The sequence below is a fragment of the Nocardia sp. CA-107356 genome (assembly GCF_050946365.1).
In the GTDB taxonomy this organism is placed as follows: domain Bacteria; phylum Actinomycetota; class Actinomycetes; order Mycobacteriales; family Mycobacteriaceae; genus Nocardia.
Window position 1 is genome coordinate 6,457,984 of sequence record NZ_CP191992.1, and the last position, 24,309, is coordinate 6,482,292.

Annotated in this window: 27 protein-coding genes and 1 pseudogene; 9 read left to right on the forward strand and 19 right to left on the reverse strand. The window is 65.8% G+C overall.

What is annotated here, in order from left to right; all coding sequences use genetic code 11:
• Positions 1-2: 2 nt before the first annotated feature.
• Entirely contained in the window at positions 3-1,382 is a 1,380-nt protein-coding gene (locus ACQP1G_RS29275) for an ABC transporter substrate-binding protein (RefSeq protein WP_433192775.1), read from the reverse strand.
• Positions 1,375-2,370, reverse strand: a complete 996-nt coding sequence (locus ACQP1G_RS29280; protein ID WP_433192776.1) for a sugar-binding transcriptional regulator — start codon at positions 2,368-2,370, stop codon at positions 1,375-1,377. The genes ACQP1G_RS29275 and ACQP1G_RS29280 overlap by 8 nt, the downstream gene beginning before the upstream one ends.
• 100 nt (positions 2,371-2,470) lie before the next feature.
• Here ACQP1G_RS29280 and ACQP1G_RS29285 point away from each other — a divergent pair, with 100 nt between their 5' ends.
• The gene (locus ACQP1G_RS29285) at positions 2,471-3,967 is read left to right on the forward strand and encodes a mannitol dehydrogenase family protein (RefSeq protein WP_433192777.1); all 1,497 of its coding nucleotides are present in this window, start codon (positions 2,471-2,473) and stop codon (positions 3,965-3,967) included.
• Positions 3,968-4,051: 84 nt separating this feature from the next.
• On the opposite strand, the gene ACQP1G_RS29290 is transcribed toward ACQP1G_RS29285, so the two are convergent.
• Positions 4,052-4,507: an SRPBCC family protein gene (locus tag ACQP1G_RS29290; protein WP_433192778.1), complete on the reverse strand. Its 456-nt coding sequence runs from the start codon at positions 4,505-4,507 to the stop codon at positions 4,052-4,054.
• Between the two features lie 315 nt (positions 4,508-4,822).
• Positions 4,823-6,082 (reverse strand): cytochrome P450, encoded by a 1,260-nt coding sequence (locus ACQP1G_RS29295; protein WP_433192779.1) that lies wholly within the window; start codon positions 6,080-6,082, stop codon positions 4,823-4,825.
• Positions 6,083-6,260: 178 nt separating this feature from the next.
• Here ACQP1G_RS29295 and ACQP1G_RS29300 point away from each other — a divergent pair, with 178 nt between their 5' ends.
• The 3 genes from ACQP1G_RS29300 (at position 6,261) to ACQP1G_RS29310 (ending at position 9,729) form a co-directional block, all read left to right on the forward strand.
• Positions 6,261-7,568: a transcriptional regulator gene (locus ACQP1G_RS29300; protein WP_433192780.1), complete on the forward strand. Its 1,308-nt coding sequence runs from the start codon at positions 6,261-6,263 to the stop codon at positions 7,566-7,568.
• A gap of 92 nt (positions 7,569-7,660) precedes the next feature.
• Positions 7,661-9,184: an aldehyde dehydrogenase gene (gene adh / locus ACQP1G_RS29305; RefSeq protein ID WP_433192781.1), complete on the forward strand. Its 1,524-nt coding sequence runs from the start codon at positions 7,661-7,663 to the stop codon at positions 9,182-9,184.
• On the forward strand, positions 9,184-9,729 hold the full coding sequence (locus ACQP1G_RS29310; RefSeq protein ID WP_433192782.1) for a DUF779 domain-containing protein: 546 nt from the start codon (positions 9,184-9,186) through the stop codon (positions 9,727-9,729). Before adh ends, ACQP1G_RS29310 begins: the two co-directional genes overlap by 1 nt.
• 91 nt (positions 9,730-9,820) lie before the next feature.
• Here the strand turns inward: ACQP1G_RS29310 and ACQP1G_RS29315 are convergent, their stop codons facing one another.
• From ACQP1G_RS29315 to ACQP1G_RS29325, 3 genes and pseudogenes are all read right to left on the reverse strand, one after another.
• Positions 9,821-10,024 (reverse strand): hypothetical protein, encoded by a 204-nt coding sequence (locus ACQP1G_RS29315; protein WP_433192783.1) that lies wholly within the window; start codon positions 10,022-10,024, stop codon positions 9,821-9,823.
• Positions 10,025-10,090: 66 nt separating this feature from the next.
• Complete coding sequence (locus ACQP1G_RS29320) at positions 10,091-10,309, reverse strand: hypothetical protein (RefSeq protein ID WP_433209528.1); 219 nt, start codon at positions 10,307-10,309, stop codon at positions 10,091-10,093.
• 74 nt (positions 10,310-10,383) lie between these two features.
• A pseudogene (locus tag ACQP1G_RS29325) lies at positions 10,384-10,437 on the reverse strand (hypothetical protein); the annotation flags it as partial.
• Positions 10,438-10,608: 171 nt separating this feature from the next.
• Between ACQP1G_RS29325 and ACQP1G_RS29330 the strand changes: the two are divergent.
• Positions 10,609-11,625: a hypothetical protein gene (locus ACQP1G_RS29330; RefSeq protein ID WP_433192784.1), complete on the forward strand. Its 1,017-nt coding sequence runs from the start codon at positions 10,609-10,611 to the stop codon at positions 11,623-11,625.
• Between the two features lie 117 nt (positions 11,626-11,742).
• Here the strand turns inward: ACQP1G_RS29330 and ACQP1G_RS29335 are convergent, their stop codons facing one another.
• The 3 genes from ACQP1G_RS29335 to ACQP1G_RS29345 all read right to left on the reverse strand — a co-directional run bounded on the left by ACQP1G_RS29335 (position 11,743) and on the right by ACQP1G_RS29345 (position 13,879).
• Complete coding sequence (locus tag ACQP1G_RS29335) at positions 11,743-12,402, reverse strand: class I SAM-dependent methyltransferase (protein ID WP_433192785.1); 660 nt, start codon at positions 12,400-12,402, stop codon at positions 11,743-11,745.
• A gap of 128 nt (positions 12,403-12,530) precedes the next feature.
• Positions 12,531-13,328, reverse strand: coding sequence for a MerR family transcriptional regulator (locus ACQP1G_RS29340; RefSeq protein ID WP_433192786.1), 798 nt, complete (start codon positions 13,326-13,328; stop codon positions 12,531-12,533).
• A gap of 44 nt (positions 13,329-13,372) precedes the next feature.
• Complete coding sequence (locus ACQP1G_RS29345) at positions 13,373-13,879, reverse strand: VOC family protein (RefSeq protein WP_433192787.1); 507 nt, start codon at positions 13,877-13,879, stop codon at positions 13,373-13,375.
• 228 nt (positions 13,880-14,107) lie between these two features.
• Here ACQP1G_RS29345 and ACQP1G_RS29350 point away from each other — a divergent pair, with 228 nt between their 5' ends.
• The 3 genes from ACQP1G_RS29350 (at position 14,108) to ACQP1G_RS29360 (ending at position 15,968) form a co-directional block, all read left to right on the forward strand.
• Positions 14,108-14,257 carry a hypothetical protein gene (locus ACQP1G_RS29350; RefSeq protein ID WP_433192788.1) on the forward strand — a complete coding sequence of 50 codons (150 nt, stop codon included), beginning with the start codon at positions 14,108-14,110 and terminating at the stop codon, positions 14,255-14,257.
• Between the two features lie 196 nt (positions 14,258-14,453).
• Positions 14,454-15,014 (forward strand): hypothetical protein, encoded by a 561-nt coding sequence (locus ACQP1G_RS29355; RefSeq protein ID WP_433192789.1) that lies wholly within the window; start codon positions 14,454-14,456, stop codon positions 15,012-15,014.
• 57 nt (positions 15,015-15,071) lie between these two features.
• Positions 15,072-15,968, forward strand: coding sequence for an aromatic prenyltransferase (locus tag ACQP1G_RS29360; RefSeq protein WP_433192790.1), 897 nt, complete (start codon positions 15,072-15,074; stop codon positions 15,966-15,968).
• A 4-nt stretch (positions 15,969-15,972) separates the two neighbouring features.
• Here the strand turns inward: ACQP1G_RS29360 and ACQP1G_RS29365 are convergent, their stop codons facing one another.
• The 7 genes from ACQP1G_RS29365 to ACQP1G_RS29395 all read right to left on the reverse strand — a co-directional run bounded on the left by ACQP1G_RS29365 (position 15,973) and on the right by ACQP1G_RS29395 (position 22,173).
• Entirely contained in the window at positions 15,973-16,305 is a 333-nt protein-coding gene (locus ACQP1G_RS29365) for a DUF202 domain-containing protein (RefSeq protein ID WP_433192791.1), read from the reverse strand.
• Positions 16,302-16,631: a YidH family protein gene (locus ACQP1G_RS29370; protein WP_433192792.1), complete on the reverse strand. Its 330-nt coding sequence runs from the start codon at positions 16,629-16,631 to the stop codon at positions 16,302-16,304. The genes ACQP1G_RS29365 and ACQP1G_RS29370 overlap by 4 nt, the downstream gene beginning before the upstream one ends.
• Before the next feature lie 3 nt (positions 16,632-16,634).
• Positions 16,635-17,642: a LysR family transcriptional regulator gene (locus ACQP1G_RS29375; RefSeq protein ID WP_433192793.1), complete on the reverse strand. Its 1,008-nt coding sequence runs from the start codon at positions 17,640-17,642 to the stop codon at positions 16,635-16,637.
• A gap of 16 nt (positions 17,643-17,658) precedes the next feature.
• On the reverse strand, positions 17,659-18,870 hold the full coding sequence (locus ACQP1G_RS29380; protein ID WP_433192794.1) for an acyl-CoA dehydrogenase family protein: 1,212 nt from the start codon (positions 18,868-18,870) through the stop codon (positions 17,659-17,661).
• The gene (locus ACQP1G_RS29385; RefSeq protein WP_433192795.1) at positions 18,867-20,081 is read right to left on the reverse strand and encodes a CaiB/BaiF CoA transferase family protein; all 1,215 of its coding nucleotides are present in this window, start codon (positions 20,079-20,081) and stop codon (positions 18,867-18,869) included. Before ACQP1G_RS29385 ends, ACQP1G_RS29380 begins: the two co-directional genes overlap by 4 nt.
• A gap of 5 nt (positions 20,082-20,086) precedes the next feature.
• The gene (locus tag ACQP1G_RS29390; protein ID WP_433192796.1) at positions 20,087-21,427 is read right to left on the reverse strand and encodes an MFS transporter; all 1,341 of its coding nucleotides are present in this window, start codon (positions 21,425-21,427) and stop codon (positions 20,087-20,089) included.
• A gap of 440 nt (positions 21,428-21,867) precedes the next feature.
• Complete coding sequence (locus ACQP1G_RS29395) at positions 21,868-22,173, reverse strand: hypothetical protein (protein ID WP_433192797.1); 306 nt, start codon at positions 22,171-22,173, stop codon at positions 21,868-21,870.
• Positions 22,174-22,638: 465 nt separating this feature from the next.
• Here ACQP1G_RS29395 and ACQP1G_RS29400 point away from each other — a divergent pair, with 465 nt between their 5' ends.
• Positions 22,639-23,136 carry a hypothetical protein gene (locus tag ACQP1G_RS29400; protein ID WP_433192798.1) on the forward strand — a complete coding sequence of 166 codons (498 nt, stop codon included), beginning with the start codon at positions 22,639-22,641 and terminating at the stop codon, positions 23,134-23,136.
• Positions 23,137-23,271: 135 nt separating this feature from the next.
• On the opposite strand, the gene ACQP1G_RS29405 is transcribed toward ACQP1G_RS29400, so the two are convergent.
• On the reverse strand, positions 23,272-23,793 hold the full coding sequence (locus ACQP1G_RS29405; RefSeq protein WP_433192799.1) for a flavin reductase family protein: 522 nt from the start codon (positions 23,791-23,793) through the stop codon (positions 23,272-23,274).
• Positions 23,786-24,295 (reverse strand): NADPH-dependent FMN reductase, encoded by a 510-nt coding sequence (locus ACQP1G_RS29410; protein ID WP_433192800.1) that lies wholly within the window; start codon positions 24,293-24,295, stop codon positions 23,786-23,788. Before ACQP1G_RS29410 ends, ACQP1G_RS29405 begins: the two co-directional genes overlap by 8 nt.
• Positions 24,296-24,309 lie beyond the last annotated feature (14 nt).

The following is a 24,309-nucleotide window of genomic DNA, read 5'->3' on the forward strand; positions in this document are numbered from 1 at the left end:
GACTACTGATTCCCTCGATACGACCTGCCGACGGTCTCGGCATACTGCTGTGCTTGCTCGAGTGCGGCCCGCACGCTGATCCGGCCCGCGACCGCGGCGCTGATCTGCTGACTCACCCGAGTTCCGAGATCCTGGAACTCCGGAATGGTGATGAACTGGATGCCGGTGTACGGAACCGGTTGCACGGTGGGATGTTCCGGGTCGACGCCCGACATTGCGGCCAGCGTGAGCGGCCCATAGGCCTTCGAGGCCTCCTTGTACTCGGGAATCTCGTAAGTGGACTGGCGACTGCCGGGTGGCACATGTGACCAGCCGAGCCGCTGACCGACCATCTCGATGTAGGGCTTGCCGGTCATCCAGGAGATGAATTTCCATGCGGCGTCCGGTTTATCGCTGGATTTGGGAATGCCGAGCGACCAGGTATAGAGCCAGCCGGAGTTGGGTTTGCGCATTGTCGGCGCGAGCACGTAGCCGATCTTGCCGACCACCTTGCTCGATGCGGGATCCTCGAGCACACCGACGGCCGAGGTCGCGTCGTACCACATCGCGGTATTGCCCTGGGAAAGCTGTGTCGCGCATTCACCGAATCCGCTGGTGGCCGCACCGGGCTCGCCGTGCGCGCGGACCAAGCCGATATAGAACTCGACGGCCGCGACCACCTCCGGGCTGGTGAGTTGGGCGTGCCAGTTCTCGTCGAACCAGCGGCCACCGAAGGTATTGATCACCGTATTCAGCGGGGCGAGCGATTCACCCCAGCCCGGTTTGCCGCGCAGGCAGATGCCGGAGCGACCGCTGGCCGGATCGTCGAGTTTCGCCGCGGCCTGCGCGACCTGATCCCAGGTGGGTTCGGCGGGCATGGTCAGCCCGGCCTGCTCGAGCAGATCCTTGCGGTACATCAGGAACGACGATTCGCCATAGAACGGCACCGAGTACATATCGCCGTTGTAGGACAGCGACTTTCGCAGCGACGGGATGAAATCCTGTTCGTCGTAGCCCGGGGTCTGTCGCGCGTAGGTCGACAGATCGACCAACCACCCGTTCGCGGCCCATTGCGGCGTCTCGTAATTGCTGATCATGACGACATCGAATTCGCCGCCGCCGGTCGCGACCGATGCGGTGATCTTGGCGCGGGCCTCGTTCTCCGACAGGGAGACGAATTTGAGTTTGGTGCCCGGATTTTCGCGCTCGAACTCACCGGAGAGCGCGATGGCATCCCGCATCTGTGAGTTGGAGACCATGGCGATGGTCACGGTGTCCCCGCCGCCGGAGGTGAACGAACCGGCCCCCGCGCAACCGGACACCGCCAATAGGGCCGCAATAGCCAGCGCCACTGCGGGTTTCGCAAATCGGGTCGGCCTGCTCCTGGGGCTCGGTCTACGCATCGGACGGGCCCTCCTTCCTTTCCAGCAACCACCGCGCACACTCGATATCGGTGACGAGGATCTTGGCCAGTCCCCCGCGCAACGCACCGAGAACGGCTTCGTGTTTCATCGGCCCGCCGGAGATCAGCACCGCGGCGGGGCATCGCCGGATGGCGTCGAGGCCGACCGAAACGGTCCGCTGTGCAAGCGATCCCGCGACATCGCTGCCGTCGGCGTGGAAGAACCGGCCGCCGATTTCGCCGACCGCACCGAGCCCACGCAGTTCGTCGAGGATCGCGGTATCGAGATAGCTGCCCTCGAACAGGGTGGTGGCCGTGGAGACCGGGCCGACGCCGAACATCATCACATCGGCACCGCGGCCCAGCGATATCGCGCGCCCGAGCACCGAATCCTGTTCCAGCGCGGTAACCGTCGCCGGATCGGCGTACAGCGGTGCGTGCAGGCGAACCGGCGTCGCCTGTAGTTGCGTCGCGCATCGGCCCAGCGTGTAGTCCACGCCGGTCTGGTAGTCGAACGAGGTCATCGATCCGTCGAGCTGGACGACATTCGCGCAGTGCGCCGATTTGGTGCGCAGTTCGTGCGCGACGGCGATCGTCTCTGGGCCCCAGGTGAATCCGAGGGTGTGCGTCGGCTGCAGCCGACGGGTCAGTACGCCGACCGCGGCGCGGGCCAGGGGCAGTAGGCCCGATGAGGAGCCATCGGGGATATCCCCCAGCACCACCGCCTCGGTGAGCCCGAATGCCGCCTCGACCTCGCTTTCGATATCGGTGTGTACCGATGAGCGCAGATCGTCGGGGACGCTGATCTCGATGCGCACCAGTCCCTGTGCCCGCGCACGGGCGATCAGCCGACCGGCGGTCGGCCGCGAAACACCCAGCTTGGCCGCGATTTCCGCCTGCGTCGCGCCTTCCAGGTGATAGAGCTGCGCGGCCCGCAATGCGAGCCGGACATCGTCCGGCGCGCTCGGCCGGGATGGTTCGGTGGCCACACGAGCTCCTCATTGACGCTGATCATCTGCTCAGCAGCTGATCTATTGCTCACAGAGGTTACCATCGGAATGTGACGTACACAACAGTCAAGGGGTTGTCATGAGTGAGGCCACATACATCACATTGCGTGCCGCGACCGTCGGCGACCTACCTCCCGACCTGTCCGCACCGACCTACGACCGCACTCGAATCAGCAGCGGCATAGTGCATTTCGGCGTCGGCGGATTCCATCGCGCACATCAGGCGAACTACCTCGACGAGTTGCTGCGGCGCGGCGGGTCTCGCGACTGGGGAATCTGCGGGGTCGGGGTGCGTCAGGAAGATCGGCGCATGCGTGATGCGCTCGCGGCGCAGGACGGCCTGTACACACTGTCGGTCGTCGGCTCCGACGGCACCCGGACGACCCGGGTGATCGGCTCGATCATCGAATATCTATACGCGCCGGACGATCCCGAGACCGTCATCGAGAAACTCGCCGCCCCGGCGACCCGGATCGTCTCGCTCACCATCACCGAGGGCGGCTACAACTTCGCCGCGACCACCGGCGAATTCGACGCCGACAATCCGGACATCCGCGCCGATCTTGCCCCGAATGCGTTACCCACCACCGTATTCGGGCTCATCACCGAGGGGCTGAGGCGACGTCGTGCGCGCGACATCGCGCCGTTCACCGTCCTGTCCTGCGACAATATCGAGGGCAACGGCGACGTCGCGCGCCGCACGTTCGGCGCCTTCGCCTGGCTGCGCGATCCGGAACTGGGCGACTGGGTCGAGCGCACGGTGCGATTCCCGAATTCGATGGTGGACCGGATCACGCCGGTGACCCCGCCGGGGACGTCGGCGGAACTCGCGCGGCGCCACGGCGTGCGCGATCGCTGGCCAGTGGTGACCGAGCCATTCACCCAATGGGTGATCGAGGATTCGTTCTCGCTCGGCCGACCAGCGCTCGACGAGGTCGGCGTGCAATTCGTCGGCGATGTCGCACCCTACGAGCTGATGAAACTGCGCCTGCTGAACGCGAGCCACCAGGCGCTGGCCTACCTCGGATATCTGAGCGGCTACCGGCTCGTCCACGAGGCGGCGCAGGATCGCCTCTTCCACCGGTTCCTGATGCGCTACATGGACCGCGAGGCGACGCCGACCCTGCGCCCGGTACCCGGAGTCGACCTGGATCGATACAAGCGCACCCTGATCGAGCGCTTCGCCAACCCCGCGATCGGCGACACCATCGCCAGGCTGTGTGCCGAATCCTCGGATCGGATCCCCAAATGGCTGCTACCGGTGGTCCGTCGGCAACTCGCCACGGGTGGCGAGATCACTTGTGCCGCAACGGTAGTCGCAAGCTGGGCGCGCTATGCCGAGGGGGTTGACGAATCCGGTGCACCGATCGAGGTGATCGATGGGCTGCGCGAGCGCCTGGTACCCCTGGCCCGTCGCCAGCGCGATGATCCCACCGCGTTCCTGAGCGATCGCTCGGTATTCGGCGATCTGATCGACGAGCCACGCTTCGTCGAAGCCTATACCGCGGCCCTGAGTTCACTGCATACCAATGGATCCCGCGCCACCTTGGCCGAGCTGATGCGATCGGAGGGCTAGCGGGACGACGCATGTCGATATCGACGACCCGCGGCACCCCCGCCACGGATTGCGAATGATCGCCCGGCCCAGGGCTTTGCCTGCCTACTGTTCGGCGAGCTCGGCGAGTCGGTCGACGGAGGCTCGGAGTTTGTCAGCGGTGGTCGCCCGGGCACGGGGGAACCGGTCCTCGTCGGTCAAACGCGACCAGTCGTAGGTGTGCGTGACCCGGGTATGTGCCGGGTCCAGGGGTTCGAGCTCCCAGCGCCACAGGTGACCCGGGGGTTGCTGCTCCGGTTCCGCGGGCAGCCAGGCGATGCGGCGAGCCTCTTCGAACTCCACCACATGGTTCTCTCGGACCGACCCCTTGGTGGTCGTCATGAGGAACATAGCCCCCACCTCGCGCACGCGTTGACCCGCTGCTGCCTGTGCGAGGTTGTCATTGCCATCCCAGCGCGGCTGTTGCAACGGGTCGGCGATCAACTCGAAGATCTGCTCCGCCCCGGCGGCGATATCGCGGCTGGCGGAGACGATGCGTGGGACTTCGGTGTCGTCGGTCATGGTCCGATCGAAGCATCCGACCCCTGACTCGCGCCAGCGGAATGCGCGATATCGAACCGGGGCAATCGATTCGGGGCTTTCAGTTTGACCGATCAACCGAGTTTCGCGAAGATCCGCGCCCGCGAAGGCACCAACCTGGCCGCCGCGGAACTGGGCATCTGAGGGCCGGGCTCCCCTGCGGCATTGATCGGCAAACCGGATTCTGCGCCGCGAGCAGGTATCCGATCGGCGGCAATGTGTGCTCGGCGCGCTGGGCCACGCTGCACATGTCCCCGATCGGAATACCGCTGTCCGCGATCGGCCGCCGGGATGTCCTCAGAAGACTTGCAGCGGAGGGGACTTGGGGAAGGTGACGGGCAGGGCGACCAAGGCGCGGTGGAACGCTCCCGGTCGCCATTGCAGTTCTTCGGGGGGAACGGCGAGTTGCATTTCCGGTAAGGCGTCCAGCAGTTGATCGATCGCGTCCTGTGCGACCAGGGTTGCGACCGAACGGGCGGGGCAGGCGTGCGGCCCGGCGCTCCATGCCAGGTGGGACCTGTTGTCGGTGTACTCGCCGGTGTTGATCGCGGGATCGTTATTGCAGCCGGCCATGCTGATGACTACCGGCTGGTGCGCGGGCAGCCACGCGTCATCGATCAGGATCGGCTGCTTCGGGAAGGTGATGCAGTAGTTGGATAGCGGTGGATCGGTGAACAACACCTCGTCCAACGCATCGCGCGTGGACAGGGTGCCGCCGAGAATGCCGCCACCGAACCGGGTGTCGGTCAACATCGGTCGCAGCGTATTGATGATCAGATTCTGGGTCGGTTCCATCCCGGCGCCGTACAGGCTGAGCACCTGGTGGATCATCTCGGCGTCGTCGAGTTGCGCCGGATGGGCGAGCAGACCGGAGACGATATCGTCGCCCGGCTGGTCGCGCTTGAGGCGGACCAGATCGAACATCGCATCGGCAACCATCTTATTGCCCTCGACGGCGGCATCCGCACCTTCCATGAGGGCGGCCATACCGGCCGCGGCGCGCTGGCCGATTTCCTGCGGGCAGCCGAGCATGGCGTTGATCACCGCGAAGGACAGCGGCAATGCATACTGCCCGACCAGATCCGCCGTACCGTCCGCACAGAAGGTGTTGATCAGCGGAATGGCGATCTGCTCCACGGTGGAATGCAAAGCGAACAGATCGATTACACCAATACCGGCAACGGTCGCCTCCCGGTAGCGGGTGTGCTCGAGGCCGGTGCTGCGAATCGCGGCCGGACGCCATTCGAGCATCGGTCGAACCGGGCAGTCCTCGGGGATGCCCTTCTGCCAGGTCCGTGAATCGGCCGGAAAATGGTCGGGATCATTGAGGATTCGCAGCGCGGTGTAATAGCCGATCACCAGGGTGGCCGGCACGCCGGGCGACAGCTCCACCGGCACCAGAGAACCGTATCTACTGCGCATCTCGCGGTACGCGGCATGTGGATCCGCGGCGAATTCCTCTGAGTACAGCGCGATTCGGGGACCGTCGGTATCGATCGGTGAACCGTGTGCGACCGGGTAGGAACGAGGGTGCGTTGCCGACTCTGGCGTGGTCAAGTGACGAAACTCCAGTCGATGAGCAGAAACGGTGAGCGGGCGTGCGTCGGTGCCGCCCGCTCAGAGCAACAGTCAGGGTACGTGGGCCGCCAGTGCGGCGCCCGTTGTAGTCGCCACTCTTGGTAATGCCTATGTGACCGGCATTACAGTGGACACAGGCAGATACGAAGGACACCGATTGAGCACAGCAGCGCACGGCAACCCCTGGGTCGCCGTTCGACCGGATGACGACCTCACGCAATTGGCACGGCGTGTGTCGTCCGCGCACCGCTCCTTCCTCGAAGGCGTCGACCGCCTGCCGACCGTCCGACCCGACGGTGATTCGATCCGTCCAGTAGTCCTGGATTCCTGGCGGCGCAGCCGCGACAATGGCATTGACCCGGACGGCTTCGGCGACGGCATCGACCTCGACGGCCTTGCGCTGCAGCGCTATCGGGCCACCCACCCCACCGCGCTGATCCGACCCGTTGTGCAGAAATTGCTGGTCGAAGATGCCACCGACGCCGGATTGCTGGTCGCGATCAGCGATGCCAAGGGACGACTGCTCTGGGTCGAGGGCGATGCGAAGGTCAAGAACCGGGCGCTGGCAATGAATTTCGTCGAGGGCGCGGATTGGAGCGAGGATCGCGTCGGCACGAATGCGCCGGGCACCGCCCTTGCCCTCGATCATCACGTGCAGATCTTCGGGGCCGAACACTTCAGCCGCGTAGTGCACGAGTGGAGTTGTACCGCCGCACCCGTCCACGATCCGCTGAGCGGACGGATCATCGGCGCCATCGATATCACCGGCGGCCCGCGAGTCGCCGTACCGGAGGTGTTATCGCTGATCCGGGCGACGGTGCTGGCGGCGGAATCCGACCTGCAATTGCATCTGCTCGACTCGCCGAAACCGCTCGACCCCACGACCGCACGGCTACAGGTGCTCGGTTCGGGACGGCCGACTCTCACCCGCGACGGCGAGAGCATCCACCTGTCGCAGCGGCATGCCGAGATCCTGTTGCTGCTGGCCGAATATCCCGAGGGCCTGAGTGCCGACCACCTCGCCATGCTGCTCGACGAATCGGAACTGGATCCGGTGACGGTGCGAGCGGAAATGTCGCGGGTACGAAAGATGTTGGGCGCCAATGGTCTCGGCTCCCGGCCGTATCGGCTGCTGATGGATCTCGATACCGACGTCGCCGAGGTTCGACGCGCACTCGCCCGCGGCGACACGTCGACGGCGGTGCGCGCCTACCCGGGGCCGATCCTGCCCCGCTCGCTCGCACCCGGCGTCGATGAACTGCGCGTCGAGTTGCGCGGCCGCCTGCGCGCCGCCCTGTTGACGGCGGGCGATCGACGCCTGCTCGCCCGCTGGACCGGTTCGGTCGACGGGCGCGACGACGTTGCGGCATGGACCGCCTATCTCGCCTCGCTCGACCGACAGTCCTCGATGTATGCCCAGGTCAAGGCGCAGTTGCGGCTACTCGATGACAAATTGGGCGTCTGACCAGTTTGTTGCAACTGTGCTGCAACATGCACACTTCTAGTGTTCCAGATCACACCTCATGCAGGAACCGTCAGCAGATCGAGGAGCATTCGATGACCGTCTTCGCACGCCCAGGAACCCCCGACGCCGCCATGTCGTTCCAGGCTCGCTACGACAACTGGATCGGCGGCGAATGGGTCGCGCCCGTCAAGGGGCAGTACTTCGAAAACCCAACCCCGGTAACGGGTCGAACGTTCTGCGAGGTCGCTCGCGGCACCGCCGAGGACATCGAACTCGCCCTCGATGCCGCGCATGCCGCCGCACCCGCCTGGGGTAAGACCTCCGTCGCCGAGCGCGCCGTCATCCTCAACAAGATCGCCGACCGGATGGCGGAACATCTCGACGCGCTCGCCCTCGCGGAGACCTGGGACAACGGCAAGCCGATCCGCGAAACCCTCGCCGCCGACATCCCCCTGGCCATCGATCACTTCCGCTACTTCGCCGGTGCGATCCGCGCCCAGGAGGGTTCGCTGTCGCAGATCGACGTCGACACCGTCGCCTACCACTTCCATGAGCCGCTCGGTGTTGTCGGCCAGATCATTCCGTGGAACTTCCCGATACTGATGGCCACCTGGAAGCTCGCGCCCGCGCTCGCCGCCGGTAATGCCGTGGTACTCAAGCCCGCCGAGCAGACTCCCGCCTCGATCCTGTTCCTGATCGGTCTGATCGGCGATCTGCTGCCACCCGGTGTGGTCAATATCGTCAACGGTTTCGGCGTCGAAGCGGGCAAGCCGCTGGCGTCCAGCCCGCGGATCAAGAAGATCGCGTTCACCGGCGAGACCACCACCGGCCGCCTGATCATGCAGTACGCCTCGCAGAATCTGATTCCGGTCACCCTGGAACTCGGTGGTAAGAGCCCCAATATCTTCTTCTCCGACGTCCTCGCCGCGAACGACGACTACCAGGACAAGGCCCTGGAAGGCTTCACCATGTTCGCACTCAACCAGGGCGAGGTCTGCACCTGCCCGTCGCGCGCGCTCATCCAGGCCGATATCTATGACGAATTCCTGGCCGCGGCGGTGGTGCGGACCAAGGCCGTGCGGCAGGGCGATCCGCTCGATACCGACACCATGATCGGCGCACAGGCCAGCAACGATCAGTTCGAAAAGATCCTGTCCTACATCGAGATCGGCAAGGGCGAGGGCGCCACGCTGCTCACCGGCGGCGAGCGCGCCGACCTCGGCGGCGACCTGGCGGGCGGCTACTACGTGCAGCCGACGGTCTTCGCCGGAAGCAACTCGATGCGGATCTTCCAGGAGGAGATCTTCGGGCCGGTCGTCTCGGTGACCTCGTTCTCGGACTACGACGATGCCATCAAGATCGCCAACGACACGCTCTACGGACTCGGAGCTGGTGTGTGGTCGCGCGACGGTGCGGTCGCCTACCGGGCCGGGCGCGATATCCAGGCCGGGCGGGTGTGGACCAACACCTATCACCAGTACCCCGCGCACGCCGCATTCGGCGGCTACAAGCAGTCCGGCATCGGACGCGAGAACCACCGCATGATGCTCGACCACTACCAGCAGACGAAGAACCTGCTGGTCGGTTACGCGTCGAAGGCGCAAGGCTTCTTCTGATGGCCGAGGTCCCCCGGCGCGTGCGCGCCACCGCGGCGGCGATGGATCTGCTCCGTCGCCTCCGCGGGCAACACGGGCCGCTGATGCTGCACCAATCCGGCGGCTGCTGCGATGGTTCGGCGCCGATGTGTTATCCCGCAGGCGAATTCATGGTCGGTGATCGCGATGTGCTGCTCGGACTGCTCGATCTGCGGTTGCGGGCCGATGAAATACCCACGACCGAGCCGGAGCCGGACGACTGTGCGCCGGTGTGGATTTCCGGTCCGCAGTTCGCCGCCTGGCAGCACACCCAGCTGGTTCTCGATGTGGTGCCGGGGCGCGGCTCCGGGTTCAGCCTGGAATCGCCCGAGGGCTTTCGATTCCTGAGTCGCGGAAGAGTTTTCGAGAACTCCGAGCTGGTTGCGCTGGCCGCGATCGAACCCGTGACCGGACAGGGCTGGGAAAGGGGGAAGCGTCCGGCGGTGTCCGCCGAACCACAGGTCGTCGCCGAGGCCGCCGACGCCTGCCCGGTTCCCGGTCACGGAACGTCGTGGAACTCAGTGTGATTCATCCGATATCTATCCCCCGAGGGCCTGAGTCACTACCGAGCGGCAGCACGCGATGGCCGGTTTCCACTGCGGCGCTGACGATTCCGGCTCAGGCCTCGGGCCGCCGATCGACGGCGACCATATCGAGCACCAGATCCTGAAGGACCCGGCGCGTTGTGTGAGCCTGCGCGATCAGAGCTTCGGACGATTCGTTCTCGGCTAGCTCCACCAGCCGATTCACTACGTCACAGACCGCGACGAGTCTTCGGATTGCTTGACGCCGTTCGGCGAGGTTCATGGTGTCGGTGGTCATATTCAGCAGATCGCCTCAGTGCCGCCGACTGTTTCGTCGAAGTTTGCCGGATAACCGCGAGGCCCTCTAGCAATGTCGACGCAAACCATTTCGGCGGCGCGCGGTCGACTGTTCTTCCACCAAGTCCACGATGCCTGCCAGGACCTCGAGAAGCACGGTGGGCCCGCCGCGCGTGACGAATCCATTGCGCAGCAGGTCGATCGGAACCGCGGCGGCGCGCGGATGACGTGCCGCTGCGGGCGCCTGTCCGCGTGCGATGGCCCGGATGGTGAGCCAAGGCTCCACACTGCGGCGTCCCCGGATTGTTCGCGTAGTTGGGCGAGCAGCCCCGGTTCGTGCGCGAGTTCGGCGAGCAGGCTGCGCAGGATCTCGGCGAGCGGAGAGGCCAGGCGAGAGTTGGCGCGCCGCAACAACTCCAGCGCGTCCGTGCGCAGATCGCCGGTGTCGGGAAGGTCGAGGGCAGTGGCGGGTCGGTCGCGTCATCTCGATCATAACGGTACTGAACGTACCTTGCGACCGTGCAGTAAGTCCGTTATGGTCGCCGTTAAGGTACTTAACGTACCTTAACGGCCAAGGAGGTACCGATGCGCGCCATCGGCGTATGCTACGACACCGGTTTCGTCAATCGCGGCAACAGCACGCACGAACCGTTCGATCCGGACGCTGTGCTGCGGGATATGCGAGCCATCCACGACGACCTGCACTGCGACGCCGTCCGTATCACCGGCGGCTACGTGGAGCGGTTGAAACAGGCGGCCGCGCTGGCCGCGGACGTCGGCCTGGAAGTGTGGATCTGTCCGTTCGTCAACGATGTCACCCAGGATGAACTGCTCGAGCTGGTCGCCGATATCGCGGAATTTGCCGAGCGCCTGCGGATTCAAGGCGCGAATGTGGTGCTGGCTGTCGGCTCCGAGCTCAGCCTGTTCGTGGACGGCTTCTTTCCCGGCGACGATTTCGAGCAGCGAGCGGCCGCTCTGCCCACCCCCGCAGGCCAGGCGGCGATGGCGGAAGTGCCGGCCCGTTTCAACGAATTCCTCGGCCGCGCGGCCGAAATCGCGCGAGCCCGCTTCCGCGGCAGGCTCACCTACTGCTGTCTGCCCTTCGAACGGGTGAACTGGGAACTGTTCGACATCCTCGCCACCGATGCCGGATACCGTTCGGCCGCACTGGCAGACCGCTATCCGAACCTCATGCGCACCTACGTCACCGAGGGCGCGAAACTCGGAAAACCGGTATCGGTAACCGAATTCGGCTGCGTCACCTACCGCGGCGCGGCCGACAAGGCCGATCGCGGCGCGGACATCCTGCACTGGGACGCCGACACCGCCACTCCCCTGCGCCTGGACGGTGCCTACGAGCGCGACGAGAAAGCTCAGGCCGCCCACCTGCTCGAAATGCTGGACATCCTCGACGAAGCGGGCATCGACACCGCTTTCTGGTACTGCTTCTCCCGCCCCGACCTGATCCACCGCGACGACCCGACCCTGGACCTCGACCTGGCCAGCGGCGGCCTCGTGAAAGTCTTCGAGAGCGTCGATGGCGCGGTCAAGACCTGGGAACCGAAGCTGGCCTTCACGGCGTTGGCGAACCGGGGCCGCTGACCGGTCCGGGTCTATCCCATCCGGTCTGCGGCGCGCCGTTCGATCAACTCGCACCGCCCCACATCACCGACTTCCGTCGGCATGTCACCAACCCGGCAAACGGTCGTGGTCAGCGCACTAGATCCGTTTGATGGTCGCGAACCAGGCAGGTGCACCGTCGTCGTGGTATCTCGTCCGAATCCGGTCCGGCTCGATGGCGGCGACATGCCATCCGTTGCCGGGGCTGAACGCCGCTGTCAGCTCTTCTCGACGGACGGGGTGCGGGCCGGTATCGGGACCGTCGTCACTGAAGCACAGCACATACACGGTTCCATCGTGCTCGGTCACCGACGCCAGACTCGCCACATATCCGGGTCGCTCATCCTCGTCGAAGGCGTGGAACAGTCCGCAGTCCAGCACCGTGTCGAACCTGCGCCCCAAACGCTCCAACTGGAACGCGTCGGCCACGGCGAACTCGGCCTCGATCCCCCGAGCGGCAGCCTTGTCCCGGGCGATCGCCAGTGCCGTCTCGGCCACGTCGACCCCTAGCACCGACAATCCCAGCGCGGCGATGCGCAAAGCGTTCTCGCCCGTCCCGCAGCCCGCGTCGAGCACCGCTCCGGCGAATCCGCCTTCGGATGCCAGCCGCACTATCGCCGGCTGCGGCTCGCCGATATCCCAGGGCGCAGGGCCATCGTGGTACGACGCATCCCAGGGCAGCCCCGTCATCCGTTCGTGACCGGTCGGCTGCCGACCACGGAACGGATCCTCGGCGGAGGTTCCCGATCGCTCCGACAACTTCGCCACCTCCCTACAGCTGGTCCGGCTACCTCAGCATGACACGCCGATGCACAAGAGCCGGGCGCTATGGCGCGATCGGCCGAGGGTAGGGGCTGTGCATGGTCAGCCAGCGAACCGAGGCGGCCTCAGACCCAGGTCGCTGATTCCGGGGCGATCCCGTTGGCGCGAGCGTTGGCATCGATGATGTCGCGAAGCCAGGTGGTGAGTCCGGGCTCGATGGCATCGTAGAAAGCGGCGAATTCTGGGTCGGCGCTGTACTTCCGGCCTATGCAGACGTGCATCGAGTGGGTGCAGTCGAAGTAGATATCGATCGATGCGCGGTGCCGCTCGGCCAGGGCGTTGGCCCGATCGCTTCCGGGGAGCACTCCGGCGCGGTGGGCCGCAGCCAGATCCGCGTTCAGTGCCTCGACGCCATCGGCGATCTGTTGCCAGTGTTCAGCGGTTCTGCCCGCGGCGCGTTCGGCGTACTGGGCCCACTGGTCGGTGTCACCCCAGCGGTCGTGTGCTTGCGCGGCCCAGGTCGGTTGCCAGTGCCGACCGAAGATCTCGACCTGCTCGTCGGCCGCCAGCAGGATCCCGGACTTTCTGGCTTCGATCACACGGTCCATGGCATCCGCCATCTGGTGCAGGCGGGCCGCACGCGCACGAAGCGAGTCGCGCTGCTCTTGCAGCGATGCCGTAGCGATGGCCGGATCGTCCAACAGCGACTTGATGTCATCGAGAGGTACGCCCAGCTCGCGATAGGTGAGCACGCGCTGGATCCGCGCGAGATCCGCGGCCGTGTAGAGCCGGTACCCGGCGTCCGTGCGGTCGGACGGGCGGACCAGCCCGATCGCATCCCAATGGTGCAGTGCCCGGATCGTAACGCCCACCCGGGATGCCGCGGCGCCGACGGTAAGGCCAGCGGCGTCATCGAGATTCACACCCTCCACTCTGACAGTCACGCCATGCGATGCCACCGACGGCCTCATGCGCCCGGCGCTTCGATTCCTATGGATCGCAGATACTCGGCCTCGACGCTGTTCGGGTCGTACGGGCGTGCCGCCGTCATGATCACCCGAGTGTTGTCCGGCGTGCGGACCTCCAGCTCGACCGAGTTCCACGGCATCATCCGCGGCCCCGTCGTGCAACCGGGCAGCATTTCCTCACACGCGGCCGCGATCTCCTCGAGCTGACTCAGCACGCATGCGAAGCTCACGCTCAGCGCCGTCGCCTCGGCCGGACGGTCGTCCGATACGAGCAAGACATCCTGGAACGCCCAACGCCGCAGGTGCGTGAGCCGCCCGGGAATGGTGAACAGGTCGAAGAAGCCGAGTCCGCGAATCCAGAAGTCAACGGACGCGGGCAGATCGGGCGTCGGCACCGTAACGAACATCGGCATCCCGTAGAGGCCGCGGAAAAGCTCCGGCGCCACCGCGTCGAGGGCGGGCACGGGCACCGGACTGATATCGAATGCGGAGTAGGTTTCGCTCACCACGACATCGTGGAGCCTTACGTAGCGTCAGGGTCAAGCCGCTGTGTCGGCCAGTCATCTCCGGATCCGGTGAGACGCCATTGAAATCGCCGTGAAACTCCCGCGGGAAAGGATTCACTTCGCCTGCTCCGGCGGACGCCAGCGGCGATAACCGGCAGGCGGGCGGAAAGGGGCGCTCTCGGACATCGTCCACTTGATCGCATATTCATATCGATGAGAGGAAGCGAAATGACCACGAGCACAACGGAAATCGGTGCTGGCGACGCGCCACTTACCACCGATATCGCTGCGCTGCAACGGCTTCCGGAACTGAATGCCAGGACCGATCCAGCGCAGCTTCGTTACACCTGCAACACCCGGGTAAGTGTCCAGAACTAGACAACCGCGCGCCACGGCGGCGCATTCGATGACCTTATGGGATCAGTCCTTTGGTCGAGCGGATCGAGGCCCGAGTGCGCGAGCGAGCGGAATGGACAGTGCGGACCGTCGAATTCCTGCTTCGACTCCGCAGCGGCCATCGTGCGTGGATGCTCGCCGACTGATCGAATCCGATATCTATCCGAAGGACATACAAATGAAGCGCTCGATCACGACTCTTTCCGCCGTCCGGATGGCCGTCATGGCATTGGCCGCCACGGCCGTCACCACCACGGTCGGCGCGGCCGGTTCCGCGCACGCCGAGTTCGGCTATTGGCTGCTGTACAACCGGGGTGTCGGCATGTGCGCGACGACCCAGGACGATCCCAACAACGGAATCAGCGGCACCGCCCGATTCGCCGCATGCAACGCCAGCGATCGACGCCAGTGGTGGCTGCGCGCCACCACCGGCCAGGACACGATCGCTTACAGCACCTATGAAGTGAACTCGCGGGGTCAACATCGGTGCATCGAAAATGCTTCGGGCGGTTGGGGTCTGGCCTTCCTCGGGATCTGCGATCAAGCGAACTACCGCCAGTCCTTCACCATCGAATACATCATCTTCCCGGACCACACCGGCAGCGAGATCTATCGGGCCCAGGTCGATGACCGGAAACTGAGCGTGCCCTATGCCGCCGGGACGTCCTATGTCACCATTCGCAACGACTTCGGCAACGAGGACCCGCGCATGCAATGGGACAGACTCGCCACACCCTGATCGTGCAATCGCGAGAAGTACTGCAGTCTGCCAGCCATCTGCGGGACCATGGAGCTCATGACCGCATCCGCCACACTCACACTCGATCGACTCCGGAGGGACCTGCAGGAGTATGCGCGCCTAGCCGAGGTTCGCTATGACCCGGCGGTCGTGGATCCCGTGCTGGACACGCTCGCCGATCTATGGACCAACTCCGTCGTCGGTGTGCGCACGACCACGCATCCGGTGCCCGAGCGCGAGGTCAATGCTCGGGTGATGCATCCGGGTGATCCCACCGACCTGATCGAAAGACTGCGCGGTGCTGGACTTCTCACCTACACCGGTCATCCGATGGAGCAGCTGCTCGCCGAGATCTCGGCCGCCGTGCCGGTCCGCTCGGGTGTCGATCTCGCACTGGCCGGTGGGGTGCAGAAGATCTGGCTCGTCTTCCCCGAATTGCTCAGCGTGGAGCGGATTCTCGGCTTCGCCGCGATTCCCGAGTCGGTACGGGCCAACGCCGAGCACCTTTCCCGCTATGGCGGCCAAATCGGCATACTGGCAGTCGATTTCGACGCCCGCACGTTGAATCTCTACTCGAACGTCTTCGCGCCGGGCACCCTTGCTCCCGCGGATATCGCCGCAATCCTGGCCGAACTCGACTTCACCCCGGCCGCGGACACCGAACTGGCACTGCTCGGCCGCACCTTCAACCTCTACCGCACCTTCTCCTGGACGTCACCGCGCATGCAGCGCATCTGCTTCCCGGTCCGCTGCGAGCCGTCGAGCTTCCCGACCCACCTCGATCCGGTCCTGAACCGCTTCGTCGACGGCGCACCATTCGCCGACCCCGACACGCGGGGCTTCGTCTTCTACGCCGCCTACGGCCCGGACACCCGCTACTACAAGGTCCAGGCCGAATACGCCGCCGCCCGCGGAGCCACCTTCCCCGGCGGAACCGCCCCCAGCCGCACCTAGCCAGTTAGCCGACGCGAACGGTCAGCAGATCGACACCACAGCAGATCGCGCCGACCACCACCCCGAGACACAGCAGACCGGCGAGCAGCGTCGGCACGGTGCCGGCGTGCGCCGGGTTGTTGCGATACCGGGTGTGGCGTAACGACAGTCCCGCGACAGTGACCACGGCGACACCGCCGAGCGCGACGAGACCTCCCATCAGCCACGGATGCCCGCCGCCGGGCAGCGTTTTGACGAACGCCAGTGCGACCACAACGGTTGTCGACATGGTGCGGCGCCAGGCGAGGATGGTGCGTTCCGGCTGCAGGCCTGGTTCGCGTGGGATCGCGTCGGTCATACCACGCCGGATATCGCGCAGATCAGGGCAGCCGCGACGACACCGCCGACCATCACGGGGACCAGCGGCGGATTCGGCAGTGGCGCGTCTCGTCGCATCGCCGCCTGTATCTGCCGCCAGCGTGCAAAGGCGCCTACCGCGATGACTACCGCCAAGACGACGCACATCGACGCGAGCGCCCGGCGTGCTGATTCGCCGAAGCCGCCGACGAAAAGCTGTCCGAGTGCGACGCCGCCGGCGAGCAGCGCCAGCGCAGTGCGGATCCACGCCAGGAAGGTGCGTTCGTTGGCGAGTGTGAAACGGTAGTCGGGTTCCTGGTCGGGCACTTACTACTCCGTACTCGTGGGCACGATTCCCGCGGCGGATACCTGGTGATCGTGCAGTTCGTCGTCGGCGCGCAGCGCCGCGTCCAGCAGTGACGCCCCGGTCTTGCGCAGGGCGGCGATGCGGTTGTTCCACCGATCGAGAGTCGCCTTGGTCTCGATGACAAAACTCTGCGCGGCGGTCGTCAGGGCGTCGGGCCGGTGCACGATGCCGAACGGGGTGCGCACCTCGGGCCGGGTCTCGAGGACGACCGCACCCGAACGCGCCGCGCCGGTCGCCATCCGCAACGGCAGGAACGCGCCCCCGACGCCGTTGAGGACCAATGTCAGCTGGGCGTGCCGGTTCGGCACCTGGGCCACGATGCGCGGTACCGCCGCCTCCCGGCGCAGCGTCGTCGCGACCATGCTGTTCTCCCGCAACGCCGAGCTGCTCGCGATCAGCGGGACGTCGTCCAGCCGGCCCAGCGGGAACGACTCGGCCCGCGCGACATCGGTGCCCGGGGGTAGCACCAGCAGCAGCCGCTGCACGGCCAATTCGACCTCGGACACGCTGTCGTTCGGGACCGGAAAAGTCGTGAAGCCCAGCTCACAGTTCCCCGCCAGGACCTCCTCGCACAGCTGCGCGGCGCTGCCATACTCCGCCAGGTCGAGCCGGATGCCTGGATGCAGGCGGGTGAACGACCGGCTCCACGCCGCGACCGCTTCGCTCGACATCTCCGGCATCGTCCCGATCGTGATGGCCCCGACCTGCAGCTCGTGCGCCGCGCGCATGATGTCGCGGGCGGCCAGGACATCCGTGAGCACGGTGCGGGCGGGCTCGACCAGCAGCTCCCCGGCGGGACTGAGGACCAGATTGCGACCGGTGCGGTGGAACAGCGACAGCCCGAGTTCCCGTTCGAGCTGCCGAATGCTCTGCGACAGCGATGCCTGCGCGATGTGCAGATGCTGGGCCGCGCGGTTGACCCCGTGGTGCTCGACTACCGCCAGGAAGTACTCCAGCTGCCGAATCTCCATTACCGTCCTCGTCCCGTCATGCCGTGTCCCGGCGCGTCACCCGGAAGGTGTCGGGCAGCGTGCCGTCGGCCGCGACCTGTTTGATCATGGCTTTGGCGAGGTTGCGCTCGTGCACCGGGGAGGAGCCCTCGTAGATCCGCAGGGCGCGCACATCGCGCCACATCCGGGGCACCGGATGCGGACCGACGACACCCGCGCCACCGAGCAGCTGGACGCAGCGGTCGGCGACCTGGCTCGCCATCTCCGAGCAGTACAGCTTGGCGGCGGCGATGCGATACCGCGGCACCGTGCCCGCGTCGAAGGCCTGCGCGCATTCGAGGGTCATCGATCGTCCCGCCTCCAGTTCCGCGAAGCTGCGGCCCAGGTCGGCCTGGACCGCGCCCAGATCCGACAGCGGCCCACCGAACTGGTGCCGCTCGTTGAGGTAGCGGGTGGTCTCCTCGAGCATGCGGGTGGCCTGGCCGACGCAGGTGGCGGCCACGTGCAGCCGGGCGTGGTTGATGCCGCGCAGGGCCTGGACCAGACCGCGGCCCGGTACGCCACCGAGCAGGTTGCCGGCGGAGGTCGGCGTCGACCGGAAGACGATCTCGCCCACCGGTGCCTCGGCGTGGCCGTTCATGATCTCCGGCAGCGCGGTACGCACACCGGGCGCGTCGGCGTCGACGAGGAGCGCCGAAATCCCTTCGGCGCCGGGCTCGTTCGGATCCGTCCGGGCGAACACCAGGAAAATGTCGGCCCAGGCGGCGTTGGTGATGTAGCGCTTGCTGCCATCGATCTCGTAGTGGTCGCCGCGCCGGATGGCGGTCGTGCGCAGGTGCGCCGCGTCCGACCCGGCGTGCTCCTCGGTGAGCGCGAAGGCCGTGACCAGTTCCCCGGCCGCCATCGCCGGCAGCAGCCGCTGACGCTGCTCCTCGGTGCCGTGGTCGAGTACCGCCTGCGAGCACAGGCCGATCACCGTCGAGAACCGCGAGCGATATACGCAGGACGCGCGGGTGAATTCGAAGGTCAGCCGCACCTGCTGGCTCATCGACCATTCCAGTCCGCCGTACCGCCGCGGGATCGAGATACCGAACAGGCCGAGTTCGGCCATGCGGCTCAGAATATGCTGCGGCACAGCACCTTTCGAGACCATTTCCGATTCGCCGGAAATCAGTTCGGAGTCGGTGAATTCCGCGATCCGCCCGAGATAGGCGTCGAAATCCAGTGCCCGAATGGCGGGGTCGATCATGTGTGCTGCCTTTCCGATAGTTCCTGGGCCGGCACCGCGAATACGCCGCGCGCGGCCAGATCGGTGATGTCGTCGTCGCTGTAGCCGAGCTCGCGCAGGATCCCCACGCTGTCCGCACCCGCCGCGGGGGCTGCGGCGGATTCGGTGCGGCGGTGCCCGTCGATGGTGAATGCGCTTCCGGGAAAGGTCATTTCGGCGCCCCCCGCACCGGTGACGTCGACCAGAATCGATGCGGCCCGCACATCCGCGTCGGCGGCGATCTCGTCGAAGTCGCGAACCGCTCCGCACACGATGCCCGCCGACTGCAGCAGGCCCGTTGCCTGCGCCCGGGTCATGCCGGCGAAAGCCGCGTTCAACGCGTCGAGCAGCTGCCCCCGATGACGGACCCGAGATCCGTTGTCGCAGAAGCGCGGATCGTCGATCATATCGGGCCGCCCGACCAGGCGGCACAGCGTCGCCCACTTCTCGGTGGTGTACGCCGACACGACGATGGCGCCGTCGATGACCTCGATGAGATCGGCCGCCGGTGCGGCGTTCGGTTGCCCGTTACCGTTGCGCCGCAGGGGCACTCCGGTGAGCTGGTACTCGCCCCAGGTGGCGGCCTGCAGCGACAGCACCGCTTCCATGAGTGAGGTCTCCACGTGCGCCCCGCGGCCGGTCTCGCGACGCTCGTACAGCGCGGCCAGGATACCCGTGGCCAGCGCGTTCGCCGCCGAGACGTCGGCGACCGCGAAACCTACGCGCTGCGGGCCGCCGTCCGCGGGGCCTGTGGTGTGCATCAGTCCGAATTCGGCTTGTGCCGCGATGTCCAGGCCCGGCCGCTCCCGCGACGGGCCGTGCGCACCGAATCCGGTGATGTTGGCGTAGATCAGCCGCGGATACCGCGCGCGCAGTCGCTGCACCCCGAGGCCCAGCCGGTCGGCCGAGCCGGCCCGGAAATTCTGGATCAGCACGTCGGCACCGGCGAGCAGGCGATACAGCACCGCCTTTCCCTCCGACCGGGTCAGGTCGACGGCGAGACTGCGCTTGTCGCGGTTGTAGGCCTGCACCATCGCCTGCCCGAAGATACCGACACCGCGGGCCTGATCGCCCCGCAGGTTCTCCACCTTCACGACGTCGGCACCCAGATCCGACAGCGTCTGCCCGGCGCTGGGACCGGCGATGTACTGGCCGAAATCCACGACCCGGATCCCGTGCAACGGTCCGCGCATCGGTGTCACCGTCCCTCCCCGGCCGCTGCGGCGCTGTATCGCTCCAGATCGGACCGGGCGCGCTCCGGATTGAGCATCAGCGCACCGAGTACACCCAGCACGCAGACCGCGATGCCGACGACCAGGAATCCGGTCGCGTAGCCGTCCGCGGGGGTCGACGCGTTATCGACCAGCAGTCCGAGTCCGTACGGAGCGACGATGCCCGCCACGCTGTAGGCGGCGATGATGCAGCCGAAGAAGGCCACCCGCTGGCGAGCCGGCAGGAAGTCGGACGCACCGGCGAACGCAACCGAGAAGGCGACACTGTTCACCGAGAACGCCAGCACCACCAGCACCAACTGCGGCAGACCGGCACCAACCTGGGTGAACGCGATCATCGCCGCGCCACCGCCGACCAGATATAGGCCGGTGAGACCGCCGCGTGCGATGCGTGAACTCCGTCCGCGGCGCAGCAACCGCCCCGACAGCAAACCCGCCGACAGCAGGACCACGACAGCGGCCGCGTACGGAATCGACGACAGGGCGCCGACCACGGTCTCCGAATAGCCGAGACCATCGGCCAGATAGGCGGGCAACCACGAGACCTTCAATGACGAGATCATGTACGAAGCGAACGAGAGCAGGACCAATCCCCAGAAGCTACGCAACATCAACAGCCGGTGGAAGGGCACGACGATATGGGCGTAGGGATCGGGCGCGGCCGAACTCTCCGTAGTAGACGAGGCTCGGAAGGGCAAACGGTCGGTATACCAGACCCACCCGAGAATCCACAGCACGCCGATGGCGACCAGCACGCCGAACGCACCGTGCCACGACCAGGTGAGAATCACCCAGGTCAACGTCGGCGCCGCCAGCAGCGGACCGACCGACGAGCCCGCGTTGACCAACGCCCCGGCGAATGCCCGCCGCTCCGGCGGGAACCGGTCGGCGACCACGGACTGGCAGAACGCGTGCGCCGGACCCTCGAAGAATCCCAGGATTATGCGCGAGACCAGCAGGACACCGAAGGTGGTCGGCACGGTCAAAGGCAGCATGGTCAGCACCCAGGACGCCATCAGCAGCGTGGCACCCCAGGTGTAAGAAATTCTGCGCAGCCCGACCGCCAGCACCACCGCGCCCAACGCGAACAGCCAGAAGAACGCGCTGCTGAGTAGTCCGTACTGGCCGGCCGACAGATGCAGATCGTGCCGGATCCGCGAGGACGCCAACCCGATCAATGCCTTGTCGGCGAAATTCAATGTAAAGAACAGGAACAGGAATAGCACCAGTCCCCACGCTTTGGCCGATGTTTGCCGGACCGTCTCCGGCCCACCGCCGACATCTGCCGATCGGACGGAAGTCACCATAATTGCTCTCCTCAGTGCCTGACGCCCGGGTGGTGAGTCCGAAGACTCATACGCAACCGGACATGGTCTACATCACACCGGAGGAGCGGTCGTGATCAACTGCCAAAACCCTGTCGGACCATTCGGTTCAGCCTATAGGTGGCCGATCTGCCATCGATATCGGCTCAGTGCGGTCGGTCAGCGCCCGGGCCATGTCGAAATGAGGTTTTCGCGGGTGCGAATTCCGGAACGGGTAGTTATATATGGGGCCGGTTTTTCACCTAGCCCGTCGACGGACGATACCGTGCCGCACCTTTCTCATAACCCAGGCATGTGTCATTCAACTGCACTTCTCTCGTACGGTTCCCGAATCTCACCGGATCACCTTCGAAAGCAGGACAACGGCAAACGGTTGGCCTTGTGCGGCACAGGATTACAACGATAAGCGTCCCTCGAATCGGCTACTCGGGACCGGTGGCGGGGACGTCGAGGGAGGCGGCGAAGCTGGGCCGGACGGCGTGGAGGTCGTCCTGCCAGCACCCCCCACGAATGGATGGCTGAGGGGTGGACAGGAACGTCGCGGAGTATGCGGCATACCCCTCAGCACAAGCCAGCACGATCCGAGGCCGTTCGGCTTCGCGCCGATCCGGCGACTCCGCCCTGCGCACAAGCACCGCACGCTCGACGTCGGACACGATGATCTCAACAGTGGCGCTGCGCACTAGCGGGCGGCCGATGGTTCCAGTGGCTCCGGTCCCAAGATTCACGACGCCTCTCATTCTTCGGGTTTCATAATATGTCAGTTTGGTATTATATTGGAAGGGCGGCCGCGCAATACGACCGTCGATTGGCGGTAACGCGACGTCCATACCGAGGCCATCGGAAGGCTGCGAACATGCGTCGGCGTCTGACTACGAGGAAATTCGAATGATCAACGGCACTGCGGTTTTCACCGCGGCTCACCCGACCGAACGACGGATGTCCCAGGTCGTTACGAGGACGTCGTGAGGCCGCCGCCGGATGGGCCGAGCTGGCCAGTAGTGCTCGATGTCCCGCCCGCGGCTTCACCCGCACTTGCCGGATTCATCAGGCAAATCCAAGATGTGATACAGCAGTTGGTGAACAGCACCGGAGACCAGTCATTCGCGGTTCCGCCGCCTACACCTCCGCCGGCCTCCCCATCCCCGTCGTTGCCAGTCAGCGGAAACGGTAGCGGTGCAAGGGGTTATACGATGGCCACCGCCACGTTGTCGTCTCGCGCCGCGTCATGGCACGAGGCCGACCGACTTCTCGGCGAGACCCTGTCCAACGTCGCCACAGTCGGCGAACAAACGCGCGCACGAATGCTGTGGACGGTCGAGCACCTCGAGACGAAGCTGCGAGCGTTTATGGGTATACAGGAAGCGTCCTATTCGACGAACGGATCGCCCGCCCGACCCGGACTTCCGGCGAACGTCGAGTACCAGCTGGCCATGGACCTCGACGATGCCGCACACGCGGTGCAGCAAGCATATTCGGATGCGGAGCACGAACTCGGCCTCGACGGGCCGATTACCGTTGAACCGGGTGAGACGCCGCCACACTTTCCGCCTGACGTCCCGGTAGTTCCGTCGATCCCGCCACCGCTGGCGACACAGCCTCCGTCGACGGATCCGCCGCCGTGGACGATAGCCCCGCAGCAGAGCCCGATCCTACCTTTGCCGGGATTGGTTCCACCCGGGAAGATTTAACCTCCCGGGACAACGGGCCCATATCAGCGGCCATGGCCGAAGATTGACGCAGCGTGTGGTGAATGCGGCCGCGACCGAGTTCGCGTCTATTGCCTACGCACTGCGCAATGCACCAGGCGCCTGATTCGGACCTGTTCAGCTGGCGATCTCGCTGATCGCCCGGTGTGGATGCAGGCTGCGGAACTTGCTGCCGTGGAAGATCAATGGTTCGGCATCGGCGCGAGCGGCCAGCCGGTTGACCCGCAGGATGACAACCGTGTGGTCGCCCGCGGGGATTCGAGCCTCGACCGCGCCTTCGATCCACGCCGTCGCACCGTCGATGAAGATCGCGTCGGCCGCGCCGCGGTGCACGTCCACATCGCGAAACCGGTTGCCGTTGCGAGTGCTCAACGCCCGAGCCGCATCTTCCTGGTCGATGCCGAGCAGACTCAGACCGAGGTTCGTCGCGGTGTCCAGCTTGGGCCAGGTGGCCGAACTGTTCTGCACGCAGAACGACACCAGGGGCGGATCCAGCGAGACCGGAACGAACGTACTTACCGCCAAACCGTGTGGTGTGCCTTCGATTTCGGCGCATACCGCGACAACACCGCTGGGGAAGCTAGCGAATACGCGACGCAGTCCGGCACCATCGGATGGAAATTCCAATAGTTCATCCATGATCGGCCGCCTTCGAACTCAGTGCCGCGGCGACGGGGCGCCAGCGAGTGGTATAGCGCTCGATGGCGCCGTCTTCCTGAAATGTCCGGTCCGACAGGTAGAGACCGGGCAATGCGGCCGTCGCGCCGAGTTCGACCAGCACCGGCTTGAGCAGCAGGTCCGGCGCGAGTGCGTGCGCCGGGCCCGCGCCGAGCATGAGTGGCACCGCCACGACATCGGCCAAGCCGGTACCGCCTTCGAACTGTTCGAGGAACAGCTTCAAAAGACCGGTGTAGGTGGCCTTGAAGGTCGGGCTGGCGAAGACCACCACATCCGATGCGGCCACCGTGCGCACGGCGGCCGCAACATCCGGATCACCCCAGGACAGCAGACCAGCGCCGAAGGAGACCAGATCGATCACCTCGGGTGCCACATCCGGACGCAATCCATCGGCGACCAGCGTTGCCGCGGTCAGCGTGCGGGAGGCGGGCTTCGGATTGCCGACGACGACCGTCACTGTCACTTCCGTATCCTCTT

What these genes read in the sequence shown, in the direction of transcription:
- ACQP1G_RS29275 (WP_433192775.1), bottom strand. Translation starts at nt 1,382, where the DNA reads ATGCGTAGACCGAGCCCCAGGAGCAGGCCGACCCGATTTGCGAAACCC.
- ACQP1G_RS29285 (WP_433192777.1), top strand. Translation starts at nt 2,471, where the DNA reads ATGAGTGAGGCCACATACATCACATTGCGTGCCGCGACCGTCGGCGAC.
- ACQP1G_RS29350 (WP_433192788.1), top strand. Translation starts at nt 14,108, where the DNA reads ATGACCACGAGCACAACGGAAATCGGTGCTGGCGACGCGCCACTTACC.
- ACQP1G_RS29290 (WP_433192778.1), bottom strand. Translation starts at nt 4,507, where the DNA reads ATGACCGACGACACCGAAGTCCCACGCATCGTCTCCGCCAGCCGCGAT.
- ACQP1G_RS29380 (WP_433192794.1), bottom strand. Translation starts at nt 18,870, where the DNA reads ATGATCGACCCCGCCATTCGGGCACTGGATTTCGACGCCTATCTCGGG.
- ACQP1G_RS29405 (WP_433192799.1), bottom strand. Translation starts at nt 23,793, where the DNA reads ATGGATGAACTATTGGAATTTCCATCCGATGGTGCCGGACTGCGTCGC.
- ACQP1G_RS29400 (WP_433192798.1), top strand. Translation starts at nt 22,639, where the DNA reads ATGGCCACCGCCACGTTGTCGTCTCGCGCCGCGTCATGGCACGAGGCC.
- ACQP1G_RS29360 (WP_433192790.1), top strand. Translation starts at nt 15,072, where the DNA reads ATGACCGCATCCGCCACACTCACACTCGATCGACTCCGGAGGGACCTG.
- ACQP1G_RS29355 (WP_433192789.1), top strand. Translation starts at nt 14,454, where the DNA reads ATGAAGCGCTCGATCACGACTCTTTCCGCCGTCCGGATGGCCGTCATG.
- ACQP1G_RS29385 (WP_433192795.1), bottom strand. Translation starts at nt 20,081, where the DNA reads ATGCGCGGACCGTTGCACGGGATCCGGGTCGTGGATTTCGGCCAGTAC.
- ACQP1G_RS29365 (WP_433192791.1), bottom strand. Translation starts at nt 16,305, where the DNA reads ATGACCGACGCGATCCCACGCGAACCAGGCCTGCAGCCGGAACGCACC.
- adh (WP_433192781.1), top strand. Translation starts at nt 7,661, where the DNA reads ATGACCGTCTTCGCACGCCCAGGAACCCCCGACGCCGCCATGTCGTTC.
- ACQP1G_RS29315 (WP_433192783.1), bottom strand. Translation starts at nt 10,024, where the DNA reads ATGACCACCGACACCATGAACCTCGCCGAACGGCGTCAAGCAATCCGA.
- ACQP1G_RS29330 (WP_433192784.1), top strand. Translation starts at nt 10,609, where the DNA reads ATGCGCGCCATCGGCGTATGCTACGACACCGGTTTCGTCAATCGCGGC.
- ACQP1G_RS29375 (WP_433192793.1), bottom strand. Translation starts at nt 17,642, where the DNA reads ATGGAGATTCGGCAGCTGGAGTACTTCCTGGCGGTAGTCGAGCACCAC.
- ACQP1G_RS29310 (WP_433192782.1), top strand. Translation starts at nt 9,184, where the DNA reads ATGGCCGAGGTCCCCCGGCGCGTGCGCGCCACCGCGGCGGCGATGGAT.
- ACQP1G_RS29390 (WP_433192796.1), bottom strand. Translation starts at nt 21,427, where the DNA reads ATGGTGACTTCCGTCCGATCGGCAGATGTCGGCGGTGGGCCGGAGACG.